A 24,305-nucleotide genomic window follows, 5' to 3' on the forward strand; every position below is an offset into this window, starting at 1 on the left:
CACACTCGGCGCATCGCCCGAGATTAGGAGAGCGTGGCGCGCACGCACACCGTGACGTACGGCAGCGCCAGGCCTGTGCTGTTCGCGAGTGCGGGGTGGGTGGTGAGCAGGTCGCGTACGCGGTCGAGCGTGCGGGTGCGCACCCTCTCCGGGGAGGTGATGCAGTAGCTGCGCGAGGCGACCAGATCGATGAGCGCCTGCGGCGTCAGGTAACTGGTCCACTCGACCTGGTGGCGGGCGACGTCGGTGAACGGCGCGGGCAGGTCCACGGTCTGGCTGAACGGGTCCACCTCGTGGCCGATGATCCGGCCGAGATCCTTGACCCAGCCCAGCCGTTCGTCGCGGTTGTTCCACACCAGACCCAGGCGGCCGCCGGGCCGCAGCACGCGCGCCACCTCCTTGAGTGCGCGCTCGGGATCGAACCAGTGCCACGCCTGCGCGACCAGCACCGCGTCCATGCTGTCATCGGCCAGCGGAATCTCCTCGGCGGTGCCGAGCAGCGCGGGGGTGTCGGGAAGCGAGCCGCTCAACAGGTCGAGCATCTCCGGAATCGGGTCCACGGCAACGACATCGAGGCCGCGCTCGACCAGTCTGGTGGTCAACTTGCCCGTACCCGCGCCCAGATCGAGCACGGTGCGCGCGCCGGGAGGCAGCAGCCAGTCGATCGCCTCCGGCGGATACGACGGGCGACCGCGTTCGTAGGCGGCGGCCTCCGCGCCGAAGGACAGCGAACGCTGTTCGGCCGAACCGCTCACCGCGCGGCCAACTCCAGCGTGCGCCGGATCAGCTTGCCCACCGCGTCGGTCTCCACGAGGAAGCCGTCGTGCCCGTAGATCGAGTCCACGACATCCAGCCCGTCACAACCGGGCAGCAGATCGGCCAGTTCCTGTTGGAGCCGAAGCGGATACAGCCGGTCGGAGGTGATGCCGCCGACGACCGTGGGCACCGGGCAGCCGCGCAGTACCGCCTCGATTCCGCCGCGGCCGCGCCCCACGTCGTGGCTGGACAGCGCGTCGGTCAGCGCGACGTAGGTACCGGCGTCGAAGCGCGACACCAGCTTTCGGCCCTGATACTCCAGGTAGCTCTGCACCGAGTACCGCCCGCCGGTGGTCGGGTCCTCGCCGGGCTGCGCCGCGTTGCCGAACCGCTCGTCGAGTTCCGCCTCGCCGCGGTAGGTGAGATGCGCGAACCGGCGCGCGATCTCCATGCCGGCGTCGGGGGAGCGGCCGGTGTCGTGGTAGTCGCCGTCGCACCAGTTCGGGTCGGAGGTGATCGCCGCGACCTGGCTGCTCTGCGTGCCGATCTGATCGGCCGTGGCCCGCGCGCCGACGGCCAGCACGAGCGCGGCGCGGACGTTGTCGGGATGGGTGACGATCCACTCGAGCGCGCGGGCGCCGCCCATCGAGCCGCCGATCACAGCGGCCACCTCGGTGATGCCCAGCCGTTCGAGCACCGCCACGTCGGCGGCCACCTGGTCGCGTACCGTGGTGACGGGAAACCTTGACCCCCAAGCCTTTCCGTCGGGCGCGACGCTGCTCGGGCCTGTCGAACCGCGGCACCCGCCCAGCACGTTGGTCGAGATCGCGCACCACCGGTCGGTGTCGATCGGGGCGCCGGGGCCGGCCACCCCGTCCCACCAGCCCGGCGTCGGATGATCAGGCCCGGCGGGTCCGGTGATGTGCGAATCACCGGTCAGCGCGTGCAGGACGACCACGACGTTGTCGCGGTTGGGCGACAACTCGCCCCACCGCTGCACCGCGATCGAGACGTCGTCGAGGACGGCGCCGTTCTCTAGCGTCAGCGGTCCGATGTCGACGATGCCGATCTCGCCCTCGGGCGGCAGCGCCACGCGTTCGTTCGCCACATCCACGATCGTCACGTCTGGACCTCGAGAACCTGCGCATCGGCGCCGGCACCGACCCGCTGGGCGGCCGCGAAGCCCCGCTCGAGGTCGGCGAGGATGTCGTCGATGCCCTCGATGCCGACCGCCAGCCGCACCAGTCCGGGCGTCACGCCGGTGGCGAGCTGCTCCTCGGGCGAGAGCTGCTGATGGGTGGTCGAGGCGGGGTGGATCACCAGCGAGCGCACGTCACCGATGTTGGCGACATGGCTGTGCAGTGTCAGCGCGTCGACGAACGCCTTGCCCGCGGCGACACCGCCTGCCAGTTCGAACGCGAGCACCGCACCGGTTCCCCTGGGCGCCAGCTTCTTCCCGATCTCGTACCACGGTGAGCTGGGCAGCCCTGCGTAGTTCACCGAGATGACGTCCTGGTGACCGGCGAGGTATTCGGCGACCCGCTGGGCGTTGGCGACGTGTCGCTCGACGCGCAGGCTCAGCGTCTCCAGGCCCTGGGCGATCAGGAACGCGTTGAACGGCGACGCCGCCGAGCCGAGGTCACGCAGCAGCTGCACGCGCGCCTTGAGCGCGTAGGCGGGCGGGCCGAGTTCGGCGAACACCACCCCGTGATAGCTGGGATCCGGCTCGGTGAAACCGGGGAAGCGCCCGTTGGTCCAGTCGAAGGTGCCGCTGTCGACGATCACGCCGGCGATCGTGGTGCCGTGCCCGCCCAGGTACTTGGTGGCCGAGTGCACGACGATGTCGGCGCCGTGGCTGATCGGCTGGATCAGGTACGGGGTGGCGATGGTGTTGTCGACGATCAGCGGGACACCGCTGTCGTGCGCGACCGCCGACACCGACGGGATGTCGAGCACGTCGATCTGCGGGTTGGAGATCGTCTCGGCGAAGAACGCCTTGGTGTTGGGCCGCACCGCCGCCCGCCACGACTCCGGGTCGTCCGGGTTCTCCACGAAGCTGACCTCGATGCCCAGCTTGGGCAGCGTGTAGTGGAACAGGTTGTAGGTGCCGCCGTAGAGCCGCGGGGACGACACGATGTGGTCGCCGCTGTTGGCGAGGTTGAGGATCGCGAACGTCTCGGCGGCCTGGCCGGAGGCCAGCAGCAGCGCCGCGACGCCGCCCTCGAGCGCCGCGATGCGCTGCTCGACGACGTCCTGCGTCGGGTTCATGATGCGGGTGTAGATGTTGCCCGGCTCGGCCAGCCCGAACAGCGCCGCGGCGTGGTCGGTGTCCCGGAACGCGTAGCTGGTGGTCTGGTAGATCGGCAGGGCCCGTGCACCGGTGGCGGCGTCGGGCGCCTGCCCCGCGTGCACCTGCTTGGTCTCGAACGCCCAGCGACTTGTGGGGTCGTCAAAGTCGTTGTCGAGGCTCATTCGATGTCTCCTCCATGAACGGGGGGCCCGTTTCACGGCGGACCCGCGCTTGCCTTATAGCCGAAATCGGCTACTCAACCTGGTCGTCACCCGGGGCACCCCACCGCGGTTGGAGGGTTGCCGGCCAGCAAGCCGGGGCTGTGTGCTGGCACTCAGAACCGTCACGAAGAATAACGCACCCCGGCGACCGGGTGCCACCGGGTTCAGCCGATGGCGCGCTGCGAGCCCGTCTGCTCGTCGAGGAAGTCGCGGATCACCCCGGCGATCCGGTCCGGTGCCTCGAACATCGGGATGTGCCCGACGCCGTCGAGTTCGGTGAACTGGACGTCGCGCGGCAGGTGTTTGCGGAAGTGCTTGGTGAATCGTGGATGCGGAAGCACCCGGTCCTTTTCGCAGACCACCAGCGAGGTCGGGATCCCGGTGTCGGCGAGCTCCATCAGCCCCGGCATCAGCAGCGCCTTGACCAGCAGCTGGTAGTAGGCCGGGCAGTGGGTGACGTCGTCGATGATGTCGAGCATGTCCTCGTCGCTGATGCCGTCGCGGGTGGCGCTGCACGGCACGCTCGCCGCCGCTCGGGCGCCCGGCAGCCGCGCCGCGCGGGGACCGAGCGCCTTGGCGGTCAGCCACACCGGCAAGCCCATCACGAACTTGAACACGATCTCGTACTTGGCCGGCGTCCAGCGGTGCCAGCCGCCGGCCGGTGCGATGCCCATCAGCGAGCGCGCCCGGTTGCGTCGCTCCAGCTCGAAGGCCACCCAGCCGCCCAGCGAGTTGCCGACGATGTGGGCGGTGTCCCAGCCGATCTCGTCGAGCCAGCGTTCGACGTCGTCGGCCAGCGTGGAGCTGTCGAGCAGCCAGGACCGGTTCTTGCGGCCGCCGTTGTGGCCCGCCATGGTGGGCGCGAACACCTCGTAGCGGCCGGTCTCGGCGAGTGCGGGCGCGACGTTCTTCCACACGTTCTGCGACATCATGAAGGGGTGCAGCAGCAGCACCGGCTCGCCGGAGCCGAGGTGGATCGGATCGCGTTGCCTCATAGCGCCCGACATTAAGGTGATACCGGCGGTACCGCAAGAACTGCCGCTAGGGTCGACGGCCGTGACGCGTCCCCTCACAGTCAGCACCGTCAACGTCAACGGCATCCGGGCGGCGGTGAAGCAGCGCTCCGAGGACAACCGCGGCCTGTTGCCGTGGTTGGCGCAGACTCCCGCCGACGTCGTGTGCCTTCAGGAGACCCGCGCCGACGACGAGCAGTTGGCCGACGCGCTGGCCCCGGTGCTCGCCGAGGGGTGGCACCTCGCGTCGGCCGCGCCGCACGTCAAGGGGCGCAACGGTGTGGCGGTGCTGTCCCGCACGCCGCACGATGATGTTCGGATCGGTTGCGGTGCAGAAGAATTCGCCTCGCACGGACGCTATGTCGAGGTCGACACGGCCGGGGTGACGGTGGGCAGCGTGTACTTCCCGACGGGGGAGGCCGACACCGAGCGGCAGCGCGAGAAGGAGCGGTTCATGGCCGCGGTGGCCGATCGGATGGCCGTGCTGCGGGCGGCGGGCCGCGATGCGGTGCTGGGCGGCGACTGGAATATCGCCCACACCGAGAACGACATCAAGAACTGGAAGGGCAACGTCAAGAAGGCCGGGTTCCTGCCCGACGAGCGCCGCTGGCTCAGCGAGTTGCTGGCCACCGGCTGGGTCGACGTCGTGCGGGCCGCGCACCCCGGCGAGGCGGGGCCGTACGCGTGGTGGTCGTGGCGCGGCAAGGCGTTCGACAACGACGCGGGATGGCGCATCGACTACCAGCTCGCGACGCCGGGGCTGGCCGCGCGGGTGGCCGCGGTGAACACCGAGCGGCCCGCCGCATACGCGCTGCGCTGGTCCGATCACTGCCCCGTCACGGTCACCTACGCGTGATTTCGGCGTCGTAGGTGACGCTGAGCGCGACCAATGACGCCGAAATCGCTCAGCAGCCGACGCGCGTGGGGGTCTGCAGCGCGCCGTCGGCGCCGTCGATCGCGCCGCGCACCACGTCGAACACCCGCGGATCCCATGTCAGCCCGGTCTCCCACGGCAGCCCGACCGCGTCGGAGACGTAGATGCTGTGGGTGTCGTCGAAGGACACGCAGCGCCGGTGCGGCAGTACGCGGTCGCTGATATCGGTGGCCAGGGCGCTGCGATTCGACACGATGCCGTCGTTGGGCCACACCATCGGGTTGGTTGGGGCCGGACGGGTGAACCGGGCCCCGCCGATGACGACGACCGGAATCTCGTCCAGGACGCCGGCCTGGAACTCGTTCCAGCCCTGCGGGCCCATCAGGTAGCCCTGGTTGACCTCCCGGCCCGACCCGGTCTGCAGCCGGGTCACCTCCGCGGCCATCGCCAGGGACGCCTTCTCGCAGTAGGCGTCGCCCGCGCAGTCCGCCAGTGTCGTGATGCCGTTGGCGTAGTCGGACAGGAACGATCCCTCCCACGGCGTGCCCAGCGTGGTCAGCGAACGGATCCGGATCGGTGAGCCGAGGCTCTGCAGCACCCGGAACGCCGCCCGCGAGTACAGCCCACCCATCGAGTGGCCGACGACGTCGATGACGTCCACGCCGCGGGTGTCGTGCAGATATGTGAGAAACCGGGCGAGGTGTTCGCCGGCCAGGTCGATCGATGCCGTCGAGTCGACGGTCATGGTGTCGGGCAGTGTGATCGGGCAGTCGCCGAACGCGCCGAACCCGCTCTGGTCGACCACCGGGCCGCGGCCCGCCATCGCCGGGGAGGTGTAGACGGTGTGGCCTGCGGCGAGCAGGTTCTCCCGCAGCGCGGTGTCGGTGTTCCCGGCCGCCAGGCCGGATCGGCAGGCATCGTCGGGGGTGGTGAACGGGCTGACCGCGTCACCGCCGGAGACGATGACGACCGCGCGGCCGGGCGCGGCGTGCGCAGGACCGGCATGCAGAAGGGCCGCGAGCATCAGCGCGACCACGACGACGATCAACCCCCGCATGCGCGCGAAGACTACCCGGGGATCGGGTCCCAGTCCGGGGACCGTCCGAGGTGGCGCAACAGGCGGGCGAAGGCGTCGTCGTCGGTCTGTGGCAATGCCCGCGCGAACGGGGAGGGATCGGTATCGCGGAAGTCGCCGTCGGGAACGGCCAGCGTCAGCGGCGTGACGGCGGCGATGACGTCGTCGGGCAGCGTGAACGGTGTGCCCAGCGCCGCGGCGACGTCCCAGCCGTGCACCACGTAATCCACGAAGTGGAACCCCATCGCCGTCTCGCCGACGACGGTGACGTCGGCGCCGAAATCGGGCAGCGCGAACAGCGCCTCGTCGGTGCCGGGGGTCGCGAACGCCGCGAGGACGTCGCGCGCGGCGGCGGTGTAGGTGCCGACCGGATCGGCGGCGATCGCCGCGGTCAGTGGTTCGGTGCGCCAGACGTCGGGGTCGGCGCCGCGGCCGCGCGCGGCGGCGGCGAACCCGCGGTGTTGCGCGGTCATGTGGGCGAGAAGGTCGGCCAGCGTCCACCCTGAGCACGGGGTGGGCCGGTCGAGATCACTGCTGTGGACGGCGGACACGACCTCGATCGAGGTCTCCACGGCGGTGCGATGCTGAGCGGAGAATGTAGGCATGTGCATATGGTATGCGTCTGCATACGATATGGCAATGCTTACGCTTTCCCCGTGAGTTCCGCGTCGCGCCGCCCTGATCTGGCTGCGCTGCTGGCACCCCTCGTGCGGGAGTTGGTGGCCGCCGAGGAACCGGTGCTGGCCGCCCACGGCCTGACCATGTGGGGCTACGTCGTGCTCTGCGCCCTCGACCGCGGCGAGGTGCGCACGCAGGCCGCGTTGGCCGAGGCCATCAACGCCGACAAGACGCGCATCATCCGCACCCTCGACGACCTGCAGCACAGCGGGCTCATCGAACGCGTGCCCGACCCGGAGGACCGACGCGCGCGGCTGCTGCGCATCACCGCGCAGGGCCGCCGGAGCAAGGACGCGGCGCAGGCGCAGATCCAGCGCGGCGAGGAACGCTGGCTCGGTCTGCTCGACGCCGAGGAGCGGCGGGTGTTCCTGCGCGCACTGCGACGGATGGCCGCCGACCGAAACGACGGGCCCGCATGAAAAACTGGACCTCACCATGAGCACCGCAGCCAAGCCCGTCGTCTTCTCCGGCGCGCAACCCACCTCCGACTCTCTGCACCTGGGCAACGCGCTGGGCGCGGTCGCACAGTGGGTGGGCCTCCAGGACGGTCACGACGCGTACTTCTGCGTGGTGGATCTGCACGCCATCACGTTGGCGCAGGACCCCGCGACGCTGCGGCGGCGCACGCTGGCCACCGCCGCGCAGTACCTCGCGCTGGGGGTGGACCCCGCCCGGGCGACGGTGTTCGTCCAGAGCCATGTGCCCGAGCACTCCGAATTGGCTTGGGTACTGGGATGTTTCACCGGGTTCGGGCAGGCGTCGCGGATGACGCAGTTCAAGGACAAGTCCGCCAAGCACGGCGCCGACGCGCAGACGGTGGGGTTGTTCACCTATCCGATCCTGATGGCCGCCGACGTGCTGCTCTACGACACCGAGCTGGTGCCGGTCGGCGAGGACCAGCGCCAGCACCTCGAACTCGCCCGCGACGTCGCGCAACGCTTCAACGCTCGCTTCCCCGACACGTTCGTCATCCCCGAACCGATGATCCCCAAGGCGACCGCCAAGATCTACGACCTGGCCGATCCCACCGCCAAGATGAGCAAGTCCGCGGCCACCGACGCCGGGCTGATCAGCCTGCTCGACGATCCGGCCCGCACCGCCAAGAAGATCCGGTCCGCGGTCACCGACAGCGAGCGCGAGATCCGCTTCGATCCCGAAGCCAAACCGGGGGTGTCGAACCTGCTGACCATCCAGTCGGCGGTCACCGGGGCCGACATCGACAAACTCGTCGAGGGGTACGCCGGCCGCGGCTACGGCGACCTGAAGAAGGAGACCGCCGACGCCGTCGTCGAGTTCGTCACGCCCATCAAGGCGCGGGTCGACGAGCTGCTCGACGACCCCGCCGAACTGGAAGGTGTGCTGGCGGCCGGCGCGCAGCGGGCGCGCGAGGTGTCTGGACACACGGTGCGCCGGGTATATGACCGGCTGGGGTTCCTGGCACCGCGCTAGCCCCGAGGAGGCCCCGATGACCGCGCCGGAAGGCTCACCGCCCGACGAGAAGCCCGGCATCCTCGACCGGTTGCGGGCCCGGATGCCGTGGTTCGACCACGTGATGCGGGCCCAACAGCGCTACAACGACAGCAAGGGCGACTTCTACGCCGCCGGTATCACCTACTTCACGATCTTCGCGCTGTTCCCGCTGCTCATGGTCGGTTTCTCGATCGGTGGGTTCGTGCTGGCCAGCGAGCCGCAGCTGCTCGACCAGCTCGAGGCGAAGATCCGCTCGGCGGTCAGCGGCGACCTCGGCCAGCAGCTGGTGACCCTGATGGACTCGGCGATCGACTCCCGCGGCACCGTCGGCATCATCGGCCTGGCCACCGCGGCCTGGGCCGGCCTGGGCTGGATGGCGAACCTGCGCGAGGCGCTCAGTCAGATGTGGGGGCTGTTCCGGGACGAGCCGCCCGGGTTCCTGAAGACGAAGCTGTCGGATCTGCTGGCGCTGCTGTCGACGTTCGCCGCGATCGTCGTCACCGTCGCGCTGTCGGCGCTGGGCAACTCCTCGATCCTGGAGAACGTGCTGAACTGGCTGGGCTTCCCGGATTCCACGGTGCTGACCGTGCTGCTGCGGGTGGCGTCCATCGCGGTGTCGATCCTCGTGTCGTGGCTGCTGTTCACGTGGATGATCGCCCGGCTGCCGCGCGAGTCGGCCAGCTTCCGCAGCAGCGTGCGCGCCGGTCTGATCGCCGCCGTGGCCTTCGAGATCTTCAAGCTGGTGGCCTCGCTCTACCTGAAGTCGGTGCTGACCGGTCCTGCGGGTGCGACGTTCGGGCCGGTGCTCGGTCTGATGGTGTTCGCCTACATCACCGCGCGGCTGATCCTGTTCTCCACCGCATGGGCGGCCACCACCGCGGAGAACCTGGCCGAGGCGCCGATCCCGGCGCCGGGCCCGGCGGTCATCCGGAACCGCATCATCACCCGGCCCGGCCTCGCGCCGTGGCAGGCGGGCGCCGCCGCGGCGGCCGGAGCGCTTGGCGCGCTGAGCCTTTCGCGGTGGCGCAAGCGCTAGTGCTGGGGCCTGCGGTTGAGTGCCCGCGCCCCCATGATGAGGCTGAACACGATGACGCTGCCGACGACGCCCACGCCGACCCGCACCGGCATCGCGTCGACGTCGGGCAGTGTGGCGCTGGCCTTGTTCGTCGTCGCCGCGGCGGCAGGGTCGGCCTTCGGTTCTGCCAGCGACGGGTCGGCCTCCACCAGATCGCCCACCTTGGTGCCCGGCGCGGTGGCGAAGCCGTAATCCAGCAGGTGCGCGGCCTGTTCCCACGGCGCGATCGGCTGGCGGGTACCGCGCATCAGGACCGCGACCAGGCGCCGGCCGTCGTGGTCGGCGGCGCCGACGAACGTCTGCCCGGCGTCGTCGGTGTAGCCCGTCTTGCCGCCCAGCGCGCCCGGATAGTTGGCCAGCAGCTTGTTGTCGTTCTCGATCGGATAGCTGCCGTCGCCCCGGCCGGGGAACTGGAACTCCTGGGTGTGCACGATGTTCGCGAACACGGGGTTGTTCCACGCGTAGCGGTAGAACAGCCCGATGTCGTAGGCCGACGTGCTCATGCCGGGACCGTCCAGCCCTGACGGCGTCGCGACGCGGGTGTCCCGGGCGCCGAGCTTGTTCGCGAGGGTGTTGAGCTTGGTCAGCGTGGTGTCCATGCCGCCGAGCTGCATCGCCAGCGCGTGCGCGGCGTCGTTGCCGGAGTGCATGAGCAGCCCGTGCAGCAGGTCGTTGATCGAGTAGAACCCGCCTTCGCCGACGCCGACTCTGGTGCCCTCGGCGTTGGCGTCGTCCTGCGTGCCCGCCACCACCTTGTGCAGGGGGAGGTCGCGGATGGCCTGCATCGCGATCAGCACCTTGATGATGCTGGCGGGGCGGTGGCGGCCGTGCGGGTCGCGCGCGGCGATGACGTCGCCGCTGTCGAGGTCGGCCACCAGCCAGGCTTCGGCAGACACGTCGTTGGGCAGCGGGGGAGTACCCGGCGCGGTGATCACGCCACAGCCCGACAGCGCGTCGCCACCCATCGGCTTGGCCGGCACCGGCAGCGGTCCCGGCGGGTCACCCGACTCGGGGACCTCGGACGCGTCCACCGCCGGCGGCGTCGACTCCTTGTAGGGGCAGGTGTTGGCCTCCGGTGCCGGCGCGGGTTGGGCGGCGGCGACCGGGGCCAGCGCCAGCATCATGGCCGTGACCAGCGCAGACGCGCGTGTCGAGATCTTCGTCAAGGTCGCCATCGATGTTGCAGATTAGGCGATCGAACGGGTCCGGCCCGGGAGCCACGCGGGTGACGGGTGTGGCCAGTGTTTCGAATGTGACTGCTCCGGGTAGCGCCGGCGCGGCGATCACTACCCTGGGGAGACCGCCCCGAGCCGCCCGCGCCGCCCGCAAAAGGACGCCCATGTTCATCCTCGTTCTCGGCTCGATCCTCGGGCTGATGACGTTCTACGTCTGGTTGCGCACGATCAGGGACACCACCGGACCGGGCCGGTGGCGTCGCATCCCCACGCTGATTCTGCTGGGCCTGACCGCGCTGCTGGTGCTCACGCTGGTGCTGCCGCGGGTGACCGGAATCGAGCAGTCGGGCTGGTTCGCCTGGCCCGGCTACGTCTGGTTCGGCCTCCTGGTCTACCTGTTCCTGGCGCTGCTGGTCATCGAGCCGGTCCGGCTGGTGGCCTGGCTGCGGCGGCGCCGGGCACCGGCAGAGCCGACGCCCGGGTTGGACCGGCGGCAGTTCCTCGCGCGCGCCGGTGCGATGGCCGCGGGGGCCGCCGCGGTGGGTGTCACCGGTGTCGGCGTCACCACCGCGATGGGGGCGCCCGACGTGCTGCGGGTCCCGGTGCGGTTGCCGCGTCTGGACCCGGCGTTCGACGGGTTCCGGGTCGCGGTGGTCTCCGACATCCATCTCGGGCCGCTGCTCGGCCGCGCGCACACCGAGCGGATCGTGCGGATGATCAACGAGACCGAGCCCGACCTGGTCGCCGTGGTGGGCGACCTGGTCGACGGCACCGTCGAGCAGCTCGGGCCGGCGGCGGCGCCGCTGGCCGACCTGGTCGCCCGGGAGGGCACGTTTTTCGTCACCGGCAACCACGAGTACTTCGTCGACGGCACCGCATCGTGGCTGCGTGAACTCGAGCGACTCGGGCTGCACGTGCTGCGCAACGAGAACACCCGGATCCGGCGCGGGGCGGCGGCGTTCGATCTGGCCGGGGTCAACGACGTCGCGGGGGAGTCGCGGTCCGATCCGCCCGACTTCGGCCGTGCGCTGCGCGGCGTCGATCCCGCGACTGCGACCGTTCTGCTTGCTCACCAGCCGGTTCAGGTGGCCGAAGCCGTGCAGCGGCAGGTGGATCTGCAGCTGTCCGGCCACACCCACGGCGGCCAGATGTGGCCGTTCCACTACGCCGTCGAGCTGGCGCAGCCGGCCCTGGCCGGACTGTCGACGGTGCGCGACACCCAGCTCTACGTCACCCGCGGGGCGGGGTTCTGGGGTCCGCCGCTGCGGGTGGGCGCGCGGCCGGACATCAGCGTGCTGACATTACGCACCTGAGTGTTTACGGCCCGGCCTGTTGGGTTATTTCTCTCATCAAGTTCACGGCTAACACTGACGAAGACGCTCAGGTGGGCCGGGCACGCTGAAGAAATCCAAGGCATTCAGCGGAAGGGCGTTGATGATGACGAATACCGCCACGGTGATCGATCTGAAGTCGCATGCGGCCCGCAGTGCCGCCGACCGACGGGCCCGGGCCATCGAAGAGGCGATGCGCAGGCACCCGTCCTTCCAGTCCCGGACCGCCGTCCCCCCGCCGCCGCTGCGCGCAGTCTGAGACACGCGACAAAAAGGGGCACCTCCATCCAGAGGTGCCCCTTCACGCTGTCTGTCGTGCTAGCGCACGTTGACGTACACCGTCTGGTTGCTCACCGAGCGGTTGTTGTCACCGTTGGAGGTGGCGTTCGGTACCGACTGGCGGACGTCCGGACCCCGGGTGACGGAGACAACGGAGGCTTCGTCGAGCGGAGCGTTGCTCTGCCGGTTGACGACGACGCGGTTGCCTTGCGCTTCCAGCGCGCTGATCGTGTCGGCGGCGCTGCCGGCGCCCGACGGGGCAGCCAGCGCGGGGGCGGCCAGTCCGAGTACGCCCGCGGTGAGGGCGGCTGCGGCGGCGGTGGTGATCGTGAAGGTTTTCATGGGTGCTCTCCCCTGAAGTCGGGTCGGAGCCGTGGAACGAGTCGCGCGGTTCTGACTGTGTGAAGTTATATGTGCCGGACCGGATTTCGTGGTGTGCATCCGATCCGCCGGGTATAACCGGCCGCAGCGGAGTTTCATTTCCGCTGGCAGGATCTCGACGGTGTCTGGCAGGAATGGGTCTGTTGGGAGGCGTCGAACTGTGATGCCGGGGCACCGCCGGTCCGGAGGTGCCCCGCGTCACTGCTACTTGATGGTGACGTAGACGGTCTGACTGCTGACCGAGCGGCTGCCGTTGCCGATGGAATCGGGGATCGGGATGCTCTGGCGCATGATCGGGCCGCGGTGGATGGACACGACCGAGGCCTCATCCAGCGGCGTGCTGGACTGGCGGGTGACGATGACGCGGTTGCCCTGGGCTTCGAGCGCGCTGATGGTGTCGGCGGCGTTGCCTCCGGTGGGGGCGGCGAGGGCGGGCGCGGCCAGCCCGAGGACGGCGGCGGCCAGGGCGGCTGTGGCGGCGGTGCTGATCGTGAAGCTCTTCATGGTCCTGCTCTTCTCTTGTGACGATCGTGGTGATCTGCACTGAAGAACCAGCAGGTCAGCGCGTTCATTTCCGCTGGCAGGGATTGGCTGCCCGCTGGCAGGAACCGCTCCGGCGCAGCGGGTCAGAGCGCGGTCGCGGCGACGTCGATCCGGCCGAGGTACGGCGCACCGATGCTGCCCATCCAGAGCCGGCCGTCGCGTTCCACCATGCCGGTCACCATGCTGAAGTGCGGGTGGGTGGTCTGCATACCGGCAACGACCGCACCGGTGCCGGCATCGAACGCGACCACCCACACGACGGAGACGGGCTTGGGCTGCAGGCGCGCGGGCAGCCGCCACACCGCTTGGCGCAGCGGCGGCGGCCCGGCGGCCAGTCGATCGGCGACCGGGTTGGCCGGCGTGACCATCGCGCACCAGATCCGCCCGTCCGGGCCGGTCGACAGGTTGTCCGGCATCCCGGGCAGATGTTCGGCCAGCGGGGTGAACTCACCCGCCCGCGGCCCGCTCAGCCAGTACGTCGACAGCCGTCGGCCCTGGGTTTCGGCGACCACCAGCGCCGTGCCGTCCGCGGTGGGCGTCACGCCGTTGGCGAAGTACAGCCCGTCGACGACGGTCGTCACGGTGCCGTCGGGGTCGAGGCGGTGCAGGGCGCCGCGCGGGCGGGCTTCGAGAATCGCGCCGAGATAGTTCGCCACGGTGAAATGCGACGTCGACTCGGTGAAATAGATTGTGCCGTCCGGTGTCTCGGTGACATTGGAGCAAAATTGCAACTTTCGGCCCGCGATCGAGTCCACCAGGGTCTCGATGCGGCCGGTGCCCGGATCCAGGGCCAGCAGCCCGCGGGGGCTGTCGCAGATCAGCAGCCGCCCGTCGCGCGCGAAGCCCAGACCCAGTGGCCGACCCCCGGTGTTGGCGATCACGACGGGCGCTGTGCCGTCGGGTTCCAGCCGCACGATGCTGCCGTCCATCGCGCCGACCCACAACCGGCCGTCGTCGTCGGTGACGACGTCCTCGGGCTCGCCGCCCGGCACAGGAACCAGCGTGACGTCGGCGCTCGGGAACGGGGGCAGGGACCGCACCGGCGGGGCCTGCCAGCGCACGGGATCGATCGGCGGTTTCATCACCGCCCAGTCTCGCCGAAATTGCATTCCAGCATGCGCGCTCTCGAGATTCCGCTGCCGGAATGCAATTTCGGCGAAAAGGGGGAGCTACATCCGGCGGCTGGCCTCGCCGAGCACGTTGTGCAGCACGTCGTAGATCGCGTCGAACTCCTTCTGCCCGCTGATCAGCGGGGGAGCCAGCTGCACGACTGGGTCGCCGCGGTCGTCGGCGCGGCAGTACAGGCCGGCCTCCCACAGCGCGGGAGTGAGGAAGCCGCGCAGCAGCCGCTCGGACTCCTCGTCGTTGAACGTCTCCTTGGTGGCCTTGTCCTTGACCAACTCGATGCCGTAGAAGAAGCCCTCGCCGCGGACGTCACCGACGATCGGCAGGTCGTACAGCTTCTCCAGCGTCGCGCGGAAGGCCGGAGCCATCTCCTTGACGTGGGCGTTGATGCCCTCGCGCTCGAAGATATCGAGGTTGGCCAGTGCGACCGCCGAGGACACAGGGTGCCCACCGAAGGTGTAGCCGTGCCCGAACACGGTGTGGCCGTCGTTGAACGGCTCGAACAGCCGGTCGCTGGCGATCATCGCGCCGATCGGGGAGTAGCCCGAGGTCAGCCCCTTCGCGCAGGTGATGATGTCCGGCACGTAGTTGAAGTCGTTGCACGCGAACATCGACCCGATGCGGCCATAGGCGCAGATCACCTCGTCGGAGACCAGCAGCACGTCGTACTCGTCGCAGATCTCGCGGACCCGCTCGAAGTATCCGGGCGGCGGCGGGAAGCAGCCGCCGGCGTTCTGCACCGGCTCGAGGAACACGGCGGCGACGGTGTCGGGGCCCTCGAACTCGATGGCCTCGGCGATGCGGTCCGCGCAGTAGCGTCCCCACGCCTTGGGGTCGTTGCTGAACTGCTCGGGCGCGCGGTAGATGTTGGTGTTGGGCACCCGGAAACCGCCGGGCGTCGGCGGATCGAACGGCGCCTTGAACGTCGGGATGCCCGTGATGGCCAGCGCACCCTGCGGCGTGCCGTGATAGGCGATGGACCGCGAGATCACCTTGTACTTGCCGGGCCTGCCAGTCAGCTTGTAGTACTGCTTGGCCAGTTTCCAGGCACTCTCGACGGCCTCGCCGCCACCGGTGGTGAAGAAGACGCGGTTCAGGTCGCCCGGCGCGTAGCCGGCCAGGCGCTCCGACAGCTCGACCGCGCTGGGCGTCGCGTAGGACCACAGCGGGAAGAACGCCAGCTGCTCGGCCTGCTTGGCCGCCGCCTCGGCGAGCTCCTTGCGGCCGTGCCCGACCTGCACCACGAACAGGCCCGAGAGCCCGTCGATGTACTGCTTGCCCTGGTCGTCGTAGATGTGTACGCCCTCGCCGCGGGTGATCATCGGCGGGGTGATGTCCGCACCGTGGCGGGCGAAATGCCCCCACAGATGGCGCTTGGCCGTCGCGGCGAGGTGGCTCGAGGTCTGCTGTTCGGTTTCGGAAATGATTGTCATCGGGTTCCCCAATTGTATTGCTGCTTAACGAGTTTCAGGTAAACGAGGGTCTCTGTGGATATCACTCCCGGTAACGCACGGATCTGGGTGTTGAGTAGCTGGAGGAGGTGGTCGTCGTCCTCGCACACGACCTCGACGATGGCGTCGAACGAGCCCGCGGTCAGCACCACGTAGTCGACCGACTCGAGGGCGGCGAGCTTCTCGGCGATCTTGGTGGTGTCACCGGTGCAGCGGACGCCGATCATGGCCTGCCGGGCGAAGCCGAGCTGCATCGGGTCGGTGACCGCGACGATCTGCATCACCCCGGCGTCGACCATGCGCTGCACGCGCTGGCGCACCGCGGCCTCGGACAGGCCCACGGCCTTGCCGATGCCCGCATAGGAACGGCGGCCGTCCTGCTGCAGCTTCTCGATGATCGCCTTGGAGAGCTCGTCGAGCTGGAAGGCGGCACCGGGTCGCGACTGGTTGACACGGAACGAGACGGGGCCGACGGCGTGCGGGACCCCCGGGTTGACCATGACTCCGATTGTGCACGGAATCCGTCGTTTCAAGCAACCATGACCATGAAATCAATCGTTGTAGGTCGCCGAAGCTGAGGTAATGCGTAGCGTTTCCCGTGTATCAGACGATACGGTGTGGGCCATGACCGTGGTTTCGTCTTCGAGGGATCTGGCCGGCAGCTGGATCGACGGCGCACCGGTGCGGACCGGCGGCGCCACACACACCGTGATCAACCCGGCGACCGGCGAGCCGGTGGCCGAGATGGCGCTGGCCTCGCCCGGCGACGTCGACCGCGCGGTCGGCTCGGCGCGGGCGGCGCTGCCCGGCTGGGCCGGGGCCACGCCGGCCGAGCGCTCGGCCGTGCTGGCGAAGCTGGCCACGCTCGCCGACGAGGCCGCCGACACACTTGTGGCCGAGGAGGTCAGCCAGACCGGCAAGCCCGTCCGGCTGGCCACCGAATTCGACGTCCCCGGCAGCGTCGACAACATCGACTTCTTCGCCGGCGCCGCCCGCCATCTCGAGGGCAAGGCATCGGGGGAGTACTCCGGCGATCACACGTCGTCGATCCGCCGCGAGGCCGTCGGCGTGGTCGCGACGATCACCCCGTGGAACTATCCGCTGCAGATGGCGGTGTGGAAGGTGTTGCCCGCGCTGGCCGCCGGCTGCAGCGTGGTGATCAAGCCCGCCGAGATCACCCCGCTGACCACGCTGACGCTGGCCCGGCTGGCCGGCGAGGCAGGTTTGCCGCCCGGTGTACTCAACGTGGTGACCGGCGCGGGCGCCGACGTGGGCACCGCGCTGGCCGGGCATCGCGACGTCGACATGGTGACGTTCACCGGGTCGACGGCCGTCGGGCGCAAGGTGATGGCCGCGGCCGCGGTGCACGGGCACCGCACCCAGCTCGAATTGGGCGGTAAGGCACCGTTCGTCGTGTTCGACGACGCCGATCTCGACGCGGCGATCCAGGGCGCGGTCGCCGGGTCGCTCATCAACACCGGGCAGGACTGCACCGCCGCCACCCGCGCGATCGTGGCCCGCGAGGTGTACGACGACTTCGTCGCCGGGGTCGCCGAGGTGATGGGCAAGATCGTCGTCGGCGACCCGCAGGATCCCGACACCGATCTCGGCCCGTTGATCACGCTGGCGCACCGGGCGAAGGTGGCCGACATGGTGGCGGGCGCGCCCGGCGAGGGCGGGCGCATCGTGACCGGCGGCGTGGCGCCGGAGGGACCGGGTTCGTTCTACCGGCCGACGCTGATCGCCGACGTGTCCGAGCAGTCCGAGGTGTACCGCGACGAGATCTTCGGCCCGGTGCTGACCGTGCGGTCGTTCACCGACGACGACGACGCGATCCGGCAGGCCAACGACACCGCCTACGGGCTCGCGGCCTCGGCGTGGACGCGCGACGTCTATCGCGCGCAGCGCGCGTCGCGGGAGATCCACGCCGGCTGTGTGTGGATCAACGACCACATCCCGATCATCTCGGAGATGCCGCACGGCGGATTCGGTGCGTCGGGCTTCGGCAAGGACATGAGCCAGTACTCGCTCGAGGAGTACCTGTCGATCAAGCACGTGATGAGCGATATCACCGGCGTGGTCGACAAGCCCTGGCACCGAACGATTTTCACCAAGCGCTGAGTCCCGCGGAATAGCATTCCTGGTCGTGATCCGCGCCGGATCGCAGCCCGGAATGCGCTTCCGCGGCGGTTCGTGGACGTCAGTCGCGCGGCACCACGATCACCGGCACGTCCACCCCGGCGAGGATGCGCGCGGCCGTCGACCCCAGGAAGATGCGGCGCGGCGCGGCGAACCGGGACGAGCCCACGACCAGCAGGTCGCCGTCGTCCCAGTTGAGCTTCTTCAGCGCCGACTCCAGCGTCATGCCGTCGGCGACCAGTGACTCGATCTCCGGCGAGTCGGGCAGCGCGCGCGCCGCGACGGCGAGGTTCTCCTCGGCCGCGGCGACCTGCAGCTGGCGCACCTCCCGCGCGCTGCCCGCCTCGGCGAGGTTCTCCGCCGACACCAGCGACAGCATGCGGATGCCCAGACCGGCCGCGCTGGCGAGTGTGATCGCGAACGGCAGCGGGTTGTCGTCGCCCGGCTTGGTCGGCACCGCGGCGGTCACCGCCGCGAACGCCTCGTCCGGATCCTCGGCGTAGCCGCGCGGGGCCAGCGCCACCGGGATCGGCGAGGAGTGCAGCAGCGCCCCGGTGACCGGGCCGATGGTGTGCCTGCCGAAGAATCCGTCGCGCGCGCCGCCGACCACGATGAGGTCCGACGACTTCTCCTCGGCGAACCCGATCAGCGTCTGCGCGAACGACTCTCCGACGGTCACCGACGATCCGGCGCGCACACCGTCGCGCGCCAGCGTGGCCACCGCGCCGGCCACCCACTGCTCGCCCCGCTCCACGAGCAGACGCTGGTATTCCATGCGCCCGGGATGGCCGTCGGGCAGTTCTTCGCGCACCACCAACAGGACGTCGACGCTGGCGTCGAAGGTCCGCGCGAGCGCACTGGCCAGCGCGACGCCGTCGTCGCCGGTCGGGGTGGCAAGGTAGCCGACGGTCAGATGCATGGCGGTTCCTCAGTAGACGTCGGGTACTTGGACTTCGGTGGATGCGTTGAGCGTCTCGCCCCGGAAGAAGCGTTTCGTGCCGAACGCGAAGCACGCCAGCATCAGCGGGATGCCGAGCACCAGCATGCCGACCCCCAGCACGAACACCCCGCCGATGGGACCGAACGCGGTGTAGCCGTAGTCCGGCGCGATCATGTCCTTGGCGCTGATCACGAACGCCGCCGCCATCGCGAGGCCGCCCAGCAGCGGGAAGATGCCGCGGAAGAAGAGGTTTCGCACCGAGCTGAACAGCGTCCGGCGGAAGTACCAGACGCAGGCGAACGCGGTGATGCCGTAGTAGAACGCGACCGCGAGTCCGAGGGAGGCCACCGAGTCGGCGAGGGCGTTCTCCGACAACACTTTCAGCAGCAGGTAGAAGAACAGCGCGGCCAGACCCATCACGATCGTGCCGAACGCCGGCGTCATGTAGCGCGGATGCACGTTGGCGAACCGCTTCGGGATGGCTTCGTAGACGGCCATCGACAGCGTGCCGCGCGCGGTGGGCAGGATGGTGGTCTGCGTCGACGACAGCGCCGACACCGAGACGGTGAGCAGCAGCGCGGACGCGGCGATCGTGCCCGCCACCGGTTCGCCGAGCACGGTGAGCACGTCGTCGGAGTTCATCGCGTTGTTCAGCCCGATACCGACCTCACCGAATCCGGCGAACGACTGCAGTGCGTAAGCCACCAGCACATAGGTGCACACCAGGATCAGCGTGGTGATGACCGCGGCGATGCCCGGCGTCCGGCCGGGATCCTTGGTCTCCTCACCGACGGCCAGGCACGCGTCCCAGCCCCAGTAGATGAAGATGCACAGGATCACCGCCGCGGCGATCGACGACGTGTCCAATCCGCTGGGCCACAGCCACGACAGCTGAGGGCTGATCGCCTGCGCGCCAGCGGTTCCGGAGAACACCCGAACCAGCGCGATGACGCTGACGATGATCAGCACGCCGAACTGCACGGCGATCAGGATGTTCTGCACCCGCTCGCTGACGACGATGCCGCGGGCCGACACCAGCGTCATCGAGACGATGAAGAAGCATCCCAATCCGACTGTGGCGAAAGTGTTGTCGGCCAGATCGTCGAGGCCGAGGAAGTTGTACAGGTAGATCGCCGCGATCTCGGCGACGTTGGCCAGCACGATGATGGCCGACACGGCCAGCCCCCAGCCACCGATCCAGCCGATCCACGGGCCGAAAGCCTTGGTGCCCCAGGTGAACGTCGTGCCGCAGTCCGGGGTCTCCTGCGAGAGCTCCTTGTAGGCGAACGCCACCAGCAGCATCGGGATGAACGCCAGCACGAACATCGACGGCGCCTTCTCGCCGACCTCCAGAACGACGTAGCCGAGCGTGGCGGCCAGGCTGTAGGCCGGCGCCACCGCCGCCAGACCGATGACGACGTTGCCGACGAGGCCGAGCGCACCGGCCTGCAGCCCCTTGCTGCCGACAGCAGGGGTCGACGGTTCGGAGGTGATTGCCATGCGCGCAATATACGGTCCTGCGAGCCTCCTGGCAGGGCAGTGCGAAAAACCTGTGAGCCGTCAGCTCTTGGTGTACTCCTGGCCGGTCAGCGGGTCGATCGCCTTCTCGCCGGGCGGCAGGTTGGACAGATCCTTGGCGATGATCGTGGGCACGTCGCCGGCGTCGGGCAGACCGAAGCGGGGCACCGCCGCCTCCTGGTCGGGCACCGTCTCCAGCACGAGGTCGTGACTGCGACGGGGCAGCGTGACGCCCTTGAAGAAGTCGGGCGACATGAACCGCCAGACCACCATCAGCACCAGGCCCAGGACAAGCGCGCCGATGCCCACCACCGCGACGGCGCCGACGCCGAAGATGGTCACGTTGTTGCCGTCGTCGTCGGTGAGCCAGTCCGGCTTGGCGTACTGCAGCAGGCCGTAGACGAAGACCACGAGGAGCACGATGCCGCCCAGCAGCGGCACCACCCCGCGCATCACCAGGTCACGGGTGTTGCGCGTCAACGTCTTTCGGTAGAACCAGACGCAGGCGAAGCCGGTCAGCCCGTAGTAGAAGGCGATCATCAGGCCGACCGAGCCGATGAGCGCGGTCAGCAGGTTGGTGCTGATCACGGTGAACAGCACGTAGAAGATCGCCGACACCACGCCCATCGCGATGGTCGACGTGGTCGGGGTCAGGTAGCGCCGGTGGATCTTGGCGAACGATTCGGGCAGGGCGCGGTAGACGCCCATCGACAGCGTGGTGCGTGCGGTCGGCAGGATCGTGGTCTGCGTGGACGCCGACGCCGAGGTCAGGATGGACGCCGATAGCAGCAGCATCCCGATGTGCCCGAGAGCGCTGTCGCCGAACAGATCCGGTCCGATCGCGGCGAACACGTCGGCCGAGTTGTCCGGGTTGCCCAGCCCGATCCCGTCGGTGCCGACACCGGCGAACGCGACGGCCGCGACGCTCACCAGCGCGTAGGTGGCCAGCAGCAGGAAGGTCGAGATGACGGCGGCCCTGCCGGGGGTGCGGCCGGGGTCGTCGGACTCCTCGTTGCACGCGACGGCGGTGTCCCAGCCCCAGTAGATGAAGATCGTGGTCAGGACCGCCGGCGCGATGACGGTGCTGAAGTCCAGTCCGCCGGGCCAGAACCAGGACAGCGACGGCATCAGCGAGTAGCTCTCGGCGGTGCGGGTGTACACCTTGACCAGCGCGACGATCGACAGTCCGATCAGCACGACCACCTCGATGCCCAGCAGCGCGTATTGCAGGCGCGCCGACACCTCGATGCCGCGGTAGCAGATGTAGGTCATCACCGCGATCCAGATGACACCGGCGACGGTGGACCAGAACGTGCTGTCAGACAGCGTGGCCGCCGAGTCCCAGCCGAGGTCCCCGGCGAAGGTGAAGGAGTACGCCCCGGCGATCTGCGCGAGGTTGGCCATCACGATGACGTCGGCGGCGATGATGCCCCAGCCGCCCAGCCAGCCGACGACCGGGCCGAAGGCGCGCGACGCCCAGGTGAAGGTCGTGCCGCAGTCCGGTTCGGCCTTGTTGAGTTCCTGGTAGGCGACCGCGATCAGGTACATCGGGATGAAGGAGATCAGCACGATGGCAGGCGCCTTCACCCCGGACAGCAGCGCGCCACCGCTGGCGATGATCAGGCCGAGCGTGGCGGCCAGGCTGTAGGCCGGCGCCGTCGAGGCCATCCCCACCACGATGCTGGAGACCAGGCCGAGGGCGCCGCCCTTGAGTCCCTTGCTCTCCACGGTCCCCTCGCCGTGAATCACTTCGTGCTTGACCACGGGGCCCTCCTCGGTCGAAATCAGTCGGAATCGGTTGTGAACCCGATCACTATTGACTGATTCCGTCGATTCAGCAACCTCACAGCTTCGGATTTCGTTGCGTTCGGTGGGTACTACGCTCGATGTCATGACCGCGCGGGTCGAGGAGTTCGAAGAACTGCGCCCCTACCTGCTCGCCGTGGGCTATCGCCTCACCGGCACGTTCGCCGACGCCGAGGACGTCGTGCAGGACGCGTGGCTGCGCTGGTCGGCGCACCGTGCCACCCGGGCTGATACCGCGATCGTCGATCTGCGGGCCTGGCTCACGACGGTGGTCAGCCGGTTGGCGCTCGACCGGCTCCGGTCGGCGGCCCGCCGGCGTGAGACGTACGCCGGCACCTGGCTGCCCGAGCCGGTGGTGACGACGCTCGACGGCGACGATCCGCTGGCCGCCGTGGTGGCCGGGGAGGACGCCCGCTTCGCGGCGATGGTGGTGCTGGAGAATCTGACGCCCGACCAGCGGGTGGCGTTCGTGCTGCACGACGGATTCGCGGTGCCCTTCGACGAGATCGCCGACGTGCTCGGTGCGACGCCCGCCGCGGCGAGGCAGCTCGCGTCGCGGGCGCGGCGCGCCGTCTCTGCGGCGCCGCCGCCGGCCGCTGAGCACGACGAGGTGGTCGGTGCGTTGATGGCGGCGATGGCGGCCGGCGATCTGGAGGCGGTGGTGGCGCTGCTGCATCCCGACGTCACGTTCACCGGCGACGCGAACCGGCGGGCGCCGACGGCCCCGCAGGTCATCCGCGGCAGGGACAAGGTGGCGCGGTTCCTGCTCGGGCTGGCGCGCCGCTATGGGGCGCGGCTGTTCACCAGCGGCGAGCTCGGGTTGGTCAACGGCGAGCTGGGCGTCTTCTCCCGGGGTGACGACGGGGATGCGCACGGGCCCGCGATCGCACCCCGGATCCAGGCGTTGACGGTGCGCGACGGGCGGGTGGTGGCGGTCTACGACATCGCCAACCCGGACAAGTTCACCGGTTCGCCGCTGCGCACCACGCAGTGAGTTCCGCTGTAGACGGTCGGCATGCACTTCTGGCAGTGCACACACAGACCCTCGGTGGCCGTCCCCTCGCGAAATCTGTTGATCAGGTCGGGTTCTCGCAACAGTGCCCGGGCCATCGCGACGAACGCGAAGCCGTCCTCGAGCGCCGCGGTCACGGTGTCCATCCGGTTGATGCCGCCCAGCAGGATCAGTGGCATCGACAGTGCCGCCCGGAACTGGCGGGCCTGTGGGGCGAAAAACGCCTCGGTGAAAGGGTATTCGCGGAACATGCGCTTGCCGATGAGTCGCAGTCCGAGCCCGACCGCGCGTGGCTGGGACGCGATGAAATCGTCGAGCGGGACATCTCCGCGGAAGTAGTACATCGGGTTGGCCAGTGAGCTTCCGCCGGTCAGCTGCAGCGCGTCGAGATGTCCGTCGCTCTCCAGCAGCCGCGCGGTGGGCAGGCTGTCGGTGAGCCAGAAGCCCTTGCGCACACCGTCGTCCATGTTGAACTTCGCGGTGACGGCGACGGTGTCGCCGACCGTGCGGCGCACCCGCTCGGCGACCCGGCGCGCGAGTTCGGCCCGACGGGCGGTGTCGCCGCCGTAGCGGTCCGTGCGCCGGTTGAGGTTGGGGCTGAAGAACGAGCTGAGCAGATAGCCGTGCCCCATGTGGATCTCGATCGCGTCGAACCCGGCGTCCACGGCATGTGCTGCGGCAGCGCCGAAGTCGTCGACGACCCCGTCGAGTTGGTGAGCCGTCGCGGCACGGACCACACCCATCGCCGGCGCGCTGAGCCGGGTGGACGGCGCCAGCGTGGACGCCCGGTTGGACAGCGTGTTGGCCACCAGTCCGGCGTGGCCGATCTGGGCGCACGCCAGTGCCCCTTCTGCGTGGACGGCGTCGGTGAGAGTGCGCAACTGCCGGGCACGTTCGGCGTCGAGGACGATCGTGTCACGGTGCACCCGGCCGCCGGGGGAGACCGCGCAGTAGGCCACCGTGGTCATCGCCGCGCCGCCGCGGGCCACCTCGGCGTGAAAGTCCACGAGCGCCGCACTGACCTGTCCGCGGGGCATCACGCCCTCGAAGGTGGCGGCCTTGATGAACCGGTTCTTCAGCGTCAGGGGGCCGAGGGTCGCCGGGCGGAATGCTTGTATCGATGCCATTGGCATCGTAATGTAGCACCCGCGGG

General features: G+C 69.5%; 24 protein-coding genes and 1 riboswitch. Of the genes, 8 read left to right on the forward strand and 16 right to left on the reverse strand.

Going from position 1 to position 24,305, the window contains the following annotated elements:
• Positions 1-23: 23 nt before the first annotated feature.
• The 4 genes from MCHLDSM_RS19015 to MCHLDSM_RS19030 all read right to left on the reverse strand — a co-directional run bounded on the left by MCHLDSM_RS19015 (position 24) and on the right by MCHLDSM_RS19030 (position 4,262).
• Positions 24-755 carry a class I SAM-dependent methyltransferase gene (locus MCHLDSM_RS19015; RefSeq protein ID WP_048471517.1) on the reverse strand — a complete coding sequence of 244 codons (732 nt, stop codon included), beginning with the start codon at positions 753-755 and terminating at the stop codon, positions 24-26.
• Positions 752-1,879 carry a homoserine O-acetyltransferase MetX gene (gene metX / locus MCHLDSM_RS19020; protein WP_048471518.1) on the reverse strand — a complete coding sequence of 376 codons (1,128 nt, stop codon included), beginning with the start codon at positions 1,877-1,879 and terminating at the stop codon, positions 752-754. Before metX ends, MCHLDSM_RS19015 begins: the two co-directional genes overlap by 4 nt.
• Complete coding sequence (locus MCHLDSM_RS19025; RefSeq protein ID WP_048471519.1) at positions 1,876-3,228, reverse strand: bifunctional o-acetylhomoserine/o-acetylserine sulfhydrylase; 1,353 nt, start codon at positions 3,226-3,228, stop codon at positions 1,876-1,878. Before MCHLDSM_RS19025 ends, metX begins: the two co-directional genes overlap by 4 nt.
• A 40-nt stretch (positions 3,229-3,268) precedes the next feature.
• Positions 3,269-3,388: riboswitch (SAM riboswitch) on the reverse strand.
• A 43-nt stretch (positions 3,389-3,431) separates the two neighbouring features.
• Positions 3,432-4,262 (reverse strand): epoxide hydrolase EphH, encoded by an 831-nt coding sequence (locus tag MCHLDSM_RS19030; protein WP_174545900.1) that lies wholly within the window; start codon positions 4,260-4,262, stop codon positions 3,432-3,434.
• A 61-nt stretch (positions 4,263-4,323) separates the two neighbouring features.
• Here MCHLDSM_RS19030 and MCHLDSM_RS19035 point away from each other — a divergent pair, with 61 nt between their 5' ends.
• On the forward strand, positions 4,324-5,136 hold the full coding sequence (locus MCHLDSM_RS19035) for an exodeoxyribonuclease III (RefSeq protein WP_048471521.1): 813 nt from the start codon (positions 4,324-4,326) through the stop codon (positions 5,134-5,136).
• Between the two features lie 49 nt (positions 5,137-5,185).
• On the opposite strand, the gene MCHLDSM_RS19040 is transcribed toward MCHLDSM_RS19035, so the two are convergent.
• Positions 5,186-6,211 (reverse strand): alpha/beta hydrolase, encoded by a 1,026-nt coding sequence (locus tag MCHLDSM_RS19040; protein ID WP_048471522.1) that lies wholly within the window; start codon positions 6,209-6,211, stop codon positions 5,186-5,188.
• 11 nt (positions 6,212-6,222) lie between these two features.
• Positions 6,223-6,840 (reverse strand): TIGR03086 family metal-binding protein, encoded by a 618-nt coding sequence (locus tag MCHLDSM_RS19045; RefSeq protein WP_048471523.1) that lies wholly within the window; start codon positions 6,838-6,840, stop codon positions 6,223-6,225.
• A gap of 45 nt (positions 6,841-6,885) precedes the next feature.
• On the opposite strand from MCHLDSM_RS19045, the gene MCHLDSM_RS19050 reads away from it, so the two are divergent.
• Genes MCHLDSM_RS19050 through yhjD form a run of 3 tightly spaced genes read left to right on the forward strand, consistent with a single transcriptional unit; the run spans position 6,886 to position 9,413 of the window.
• A complete protein-coding gene (locus tag MCHLDSM_RS19050; RefSeq protein ID WP_048471524.1) occupies positions 6,886-7,326 on the forward strand; it encodes a MarR family winged helix-turn-helix transcriptional regulator in 441 nt (146 codons plus the stop codon).
• Between the two features lie 16 nt (positions 7,327-7,342).
• Positions 7,343-8,356 carry a tryptophan--tRNA ligase gene (gene trpS, locus MCHLDSM_RS19055; RefSeq protein ID WP_048419368.1) on the forward strand — a complete coding sequence of 338 codons (1,014 nt, stop codon included), beginning with the start codon at positions 7,343-7,345 and terminating at the stop codon, positions 8,354-8,356.
• 16 nt (positions 8,357-8,372) lie between these two features.
• Positions 8,373-9,413 (forward strand): inner membrane protein YhjD, encoded by a 1,041-nt coding sequence (gene yhjD, locus MCHLDSM_RS19060; protein ID WP_048471594.1) that lies wholly within the window; start codon positions 8,373-8,375, stop codon positions 9,411-9,413.
• Here yhjD and MCHLDSM_RS19065 read toward each other — a convergent pair.
• Complete coding sequence (locus MCHLDSM_RS19065; protein WP_048471525.1) at positions 9,410-10,627, reverse strand: D-alanyl-D-alanine carboxypeptidase family protein; 1,218 nt, start codon at positions 10,625-10,627, stop codon at positions 9,410-9,412. The genes yhjD and MCHLDSM_RS19065 overlap by 4 nt on opposite strands.
• Positions 10,628-10,791: 164 nt before the next feature.
• On the opposite strand from MCHLDSM_RS19065, the gene MCHLDSM_RS19070 reads away from it, so the two are divergent.
• Together MCHLDSM_RS19070 and MCHLDSM_RS38165 are read left to right on the forward strand one after the other, a co-directional pair.
• Complete coding sequence (locus MCHLDSM_RS19070) at positions 10,792-11,940, forward strand: metallophosphoesterase (protein ID WP_048471526.1); 1,149 nt, start codon at positions 10,792-10,794, stop codon at positions 11,938-11,940.
• 124 nt (positions 11,941-12,064) lie between these two features.
• Complete coding sequence (locus MCHLDSM_RS38165; protein WP_156455048.1) at positions 12,065-12,217, forward strand: hypothetical protein; 153 nt, start codon at positions 12,065-12,067, stop codon at positions 12,215-12,217.
• A 59-nt stretch (positions 12,218-12,276) separates the two neighbouring features.
• On the opposite strand, the gene MCHLDSM_RS19075 is transcribed toward MCHLDSM_RS38165, so the two are convergent.
• The 5 genes from MCHLDSM_RS19075 to MCHLDSM_RS19095 form a co-directional block, all read right to left on the reverse strand.
• Entirely contained in the window at positions 12,277-12,579 is a 303-nt protein-coding gene (locus tag MCHLDSM_RS19075) for a hypothetical protein (protein ID WP_048471527.1), read from the reverse strand.
• Between the two features lie 243 nt (positions 12,580-12,822).
• Complete coding sequence (locus tag MCHLDSM_RS19080) at positions 12,823-13,122, reverse strand: hypothetical protein (protein ID WP_048471528.1); 300 nt, start codon at positions 13,120-13,122, stop codon at positions 12,823-12,825.
• Between the two features lie 122 nt (positions 13,123-13,244).
• Complete coding sequence (locus MCHLDSM_RS19085; RefSeq protein WP_109788883.1) at positions 13,245-14,243, reverse strand: SMP-30/gluconolactonase/LRE family protein; 999 nt, start codon at positions 14,241-14,243, stop codon at positions 13,245-13,247.
• 87 nt (positions 14,244-14,330) lie between these two features.
• A complete protein-coding gene (locus MCHLDSM_RS19090) occupies positions 14,331-15,719 on the reverse strand; it encodes an aspartate aminotransferase family protein (protein ID WP_048471530.1) in 1,389 nt (462 codons plus the stop codon).
• On the reverse strand, positions 15,716-16,237 hold the full coding sequence (locus MCHLDSM_RS19095) for an Lrp/AsnC family transcriptional regulator (RefSeq protein WP_043406241.1): 522 nt from the start codon (positions 16,235-16,237) through the stop codon (positions 15,716-15,718). The genes MCHLDSM_RS19090 and MCHLDSM_RS19095 overlap by 4 nt, the downstream gene beginning before the upstream one ends.
• A 124-nt stretch (positions 16,238-16,361) precedes the next feature.
• Between MCHLDSM_RS19095 and MCHLDSM_RS19100 the strand changes: the two genes are divergently transcribed.
• Entirely contained in the window at positions 16,362-17,858 is a 1,497-nt protein-coding gene (locus tag MCHLDSM_RS19100; RefSeq protein WP_048471531.1) for a gamma-aminobutyraldehyde dehydrogenase, read from the forward strand.
• A 79-nt stretch (positions 17,859-17,937) separates the two neighbouring features.
• Here the strand turns inward: MCHLDSM_RS19100 and MCHLDSM_RS19105 are convergent, their stop codons facing one another.
• The 3 genes from MCHLDSM_RS19105 to MCHLDSM_RS19115 are packed head-to-tail and all read right to left on the reverse strand — an operon-like array spanning position 17,938 to position 22,083.
• A complete protein-coding gene (locus MCHLDSM_RS19105; protein ID WP_048471532.1) occupies positions 17,938-18,795 on the reverse strand; it encodes a universal stress protein in 858 nt (285 codons plus the stop codon).
• Positions 18,796-18,804: 9 nt separating this feature from the next.
• Positions 18,805-20,316 carry an APC family permease gene (locus tag MCHLDSM_RS19110; RefSeq protein WP_048419358.1) on the reverse strand — a complete coding sequence of 504 codons (1,512 nt, stop codon included), beginning with the start codon at positions 20,314-20,316 and terminating at the stop codon, positions 18,805-18,807.
• Between the two features lie 60 nt (positions 20,317-20,376).
• The gene (locus tag MCHLDSM_RS19115; protein WP_407661928.1) at positions 20,377-22,083 is read right to left on the reverse strand and encodes an APC family permease; all 1,707 of its coding nucleotides are present in this window, start codon (positions 22,081-22,083) and stop codon (positions 20,377-20,379) included.
• A gap of 142 nt (positions 22,084-22,225) precedes the next feature.
• On the opposite strand from MCHLDSM_RS19115, the gene MCHLDSM_RS19120 reads away from it, so the two are divergent.
• Positions 22,226-23,134 (forward strand): sigma-70 family RNA polymerase sigma factor, encoded by a 909-nt coding sequence (locus MCHLDSM_RS19120; protein WP_048471534.1) that lies wholly within the window; start codon positions 22,226-22,228, stop codon positions 23,132-23,134.
• Here MCHLDSM_RS19120 and MCHLDSM_RS19125 read toward each other — a convergent pair.
• On the reverse strand, positions 23,077-24,279 hold the full coding sequence (locus tag MCHLDSM_RS19125; RefSeq protein WP_048471535.1) for an NADH:flavin oxidoreductase: 1,203 nt from the start codon (positions 24,277-24,279) through the stop codon (positions 23,077-23,079). The two genes, MCHLDSM_RS19120 and MCHLDSM_RS19125, sit on opposite strands and share 58 nt — an antisense overlap.
• Between the last annotated feature and the right edge of the window lie 26 nt (positions 24,280-24,305).

The organism is Mycolicibacterium chlorophenolicum (assembly GCF_001044235.1).
Taxonomy (GTDB): Bacteria; Actinomycetota; Actinomycetes; order Mycobacteriales; family Mycobacteriaceae; genus Mycobacterium; species Mycobacterium chlorophenolicum.

Coding starts and splice junctions, on each gene's coding strand:
- MCHLDSM_RS19025 (WP_048471519.1), bottom strand. CDS start 3,228: ATGAGCCTCGACAACGACTTTGACGACCCCACAAGTCGCTGGGCGTTC.
- MCHLDSM_RS19030 (WP_174545900.1), bottom strand. CDS start 4,262: ATGAGGCAACGCGATCCGATCCACCTCGGCTCCGGCGAGCCGGTGCTG.
- MCHLDSM_RS19040 (WP_048471522.1), bottom strand. CDS start 6,211: ATGCGGGGGTTGATCGTCGTCGTGGTCGCGCTGATGCTCGCGGCCCTT.
- MCHLDSM_RS19045 (WP_048471523.1), bottom strand. CDS start 6,840: ATGCACATGCCTACATTCTCCGCTCAGCATCGCACCGCCGTGGAGACC.
- trpS (WP_048419368.1), top strand. CDS start 7,343: ATGAGCACCGCAGCCAAGCCCGTCGTCTTCTCCGGCGCGCAACCCACC.
- yhjD (WP_048471594.1), top strand. CDS start 8,373: ATGACCGCGCCGGAAGGCTCACCGCCCGACGAGAAGCCCGGCATCCTC.
- MCHLDSM_RS19065 (WP_048471525.1), bottom strand. CDS start 10,627: ATGGCGACCTTGACGAAGATCTCGACACGCGCGTCTGCGCTGGTCACG.
- MCHLDSM_RS19070 (WP_048471526.1), top strand. CDS start 10,792: ATGTTCATCCTCGTTCTCGGCTCGATCCTCGGGCTGATGACGTTCTAC.
- MCHLDSM_RS38165 (WP_156455048.1), top strand. CDS start 12,065: ATGACGAATACCGCCACGGTGATCGATCTGAAGTCGCATGCGGCCCGC.
- MCHLDSM_RS19075 (WP_048471527.1), bottom strand. CDS start 12,579: ATGAAAACCTTCACGATCACCACCGCCGCCGCAGCCGCCCTCACCGCG.
- MCHLDSM_RS19080 (WP_048471528.1), bottom strand. CDS start 13,122: ATGAAGAGCTTCACGATCAGCACCGCCGCCACAGCCGCCCTGGCCGCC.
- MCHLDSM_RS19085 (WP_109788883.1), bottom strand. CDS start 14,243: ATGAAACCGCCGATCGATCCCGTGCGCTGGCAGGCCCCGCCGGTGCGG.
- MCHLDSM_RS19090 (WP_048471530.1), bottom strand. CDS start 15,719: ATGACAATCATTTCCGAAACCGAACAGCAGACCTCGAGCCACCTCGCC.
- MCHLDSM_RS19095 (WP_043406241.1), bottom strand. CDS start 16,237: ATGGTCAACCCGGGGGTCCCGCACGCCGTCGGCCCCGTCTCGTTCCGT.
- MCHLDSM_RS19100 (WP_048471531.1), top strand. CDS start 16,362: ATGACCGTGGTTTCGTCTTCGAGGGATCTGGCCGGCAGCTGGATCGAC.
- MCHLDSM_RS19105 (WP_048471532.1), bottom strand. CDS start 18,795: ATGCATCTGACCGTCGGCTACCTTGCCACCCCGACCGGCGACGACGGC.
- MCHLDSM_RS19110 (WP_048419358.1), bottom strand. CDS start 20,316: ATGGCAATCACCTCCGAACCGTCGACCCCTGCTGTCGGCAGCAAGGGG.
- MCHLDSM_RS19120 (WP_048471534.1), top strand. CDS start 22,226: ATGACCGCGCGGGTCGAGGAGTTCGAAGAACTGCGCCCCTACCTGCTC.
- MCHLDSM_RS19125 (WP_048471535.1), bottom strand. CDS start 24,279: ATGGCATCGATACAAGCATTCCGCCCGGCGACCCTCGGCCCCCTGACG.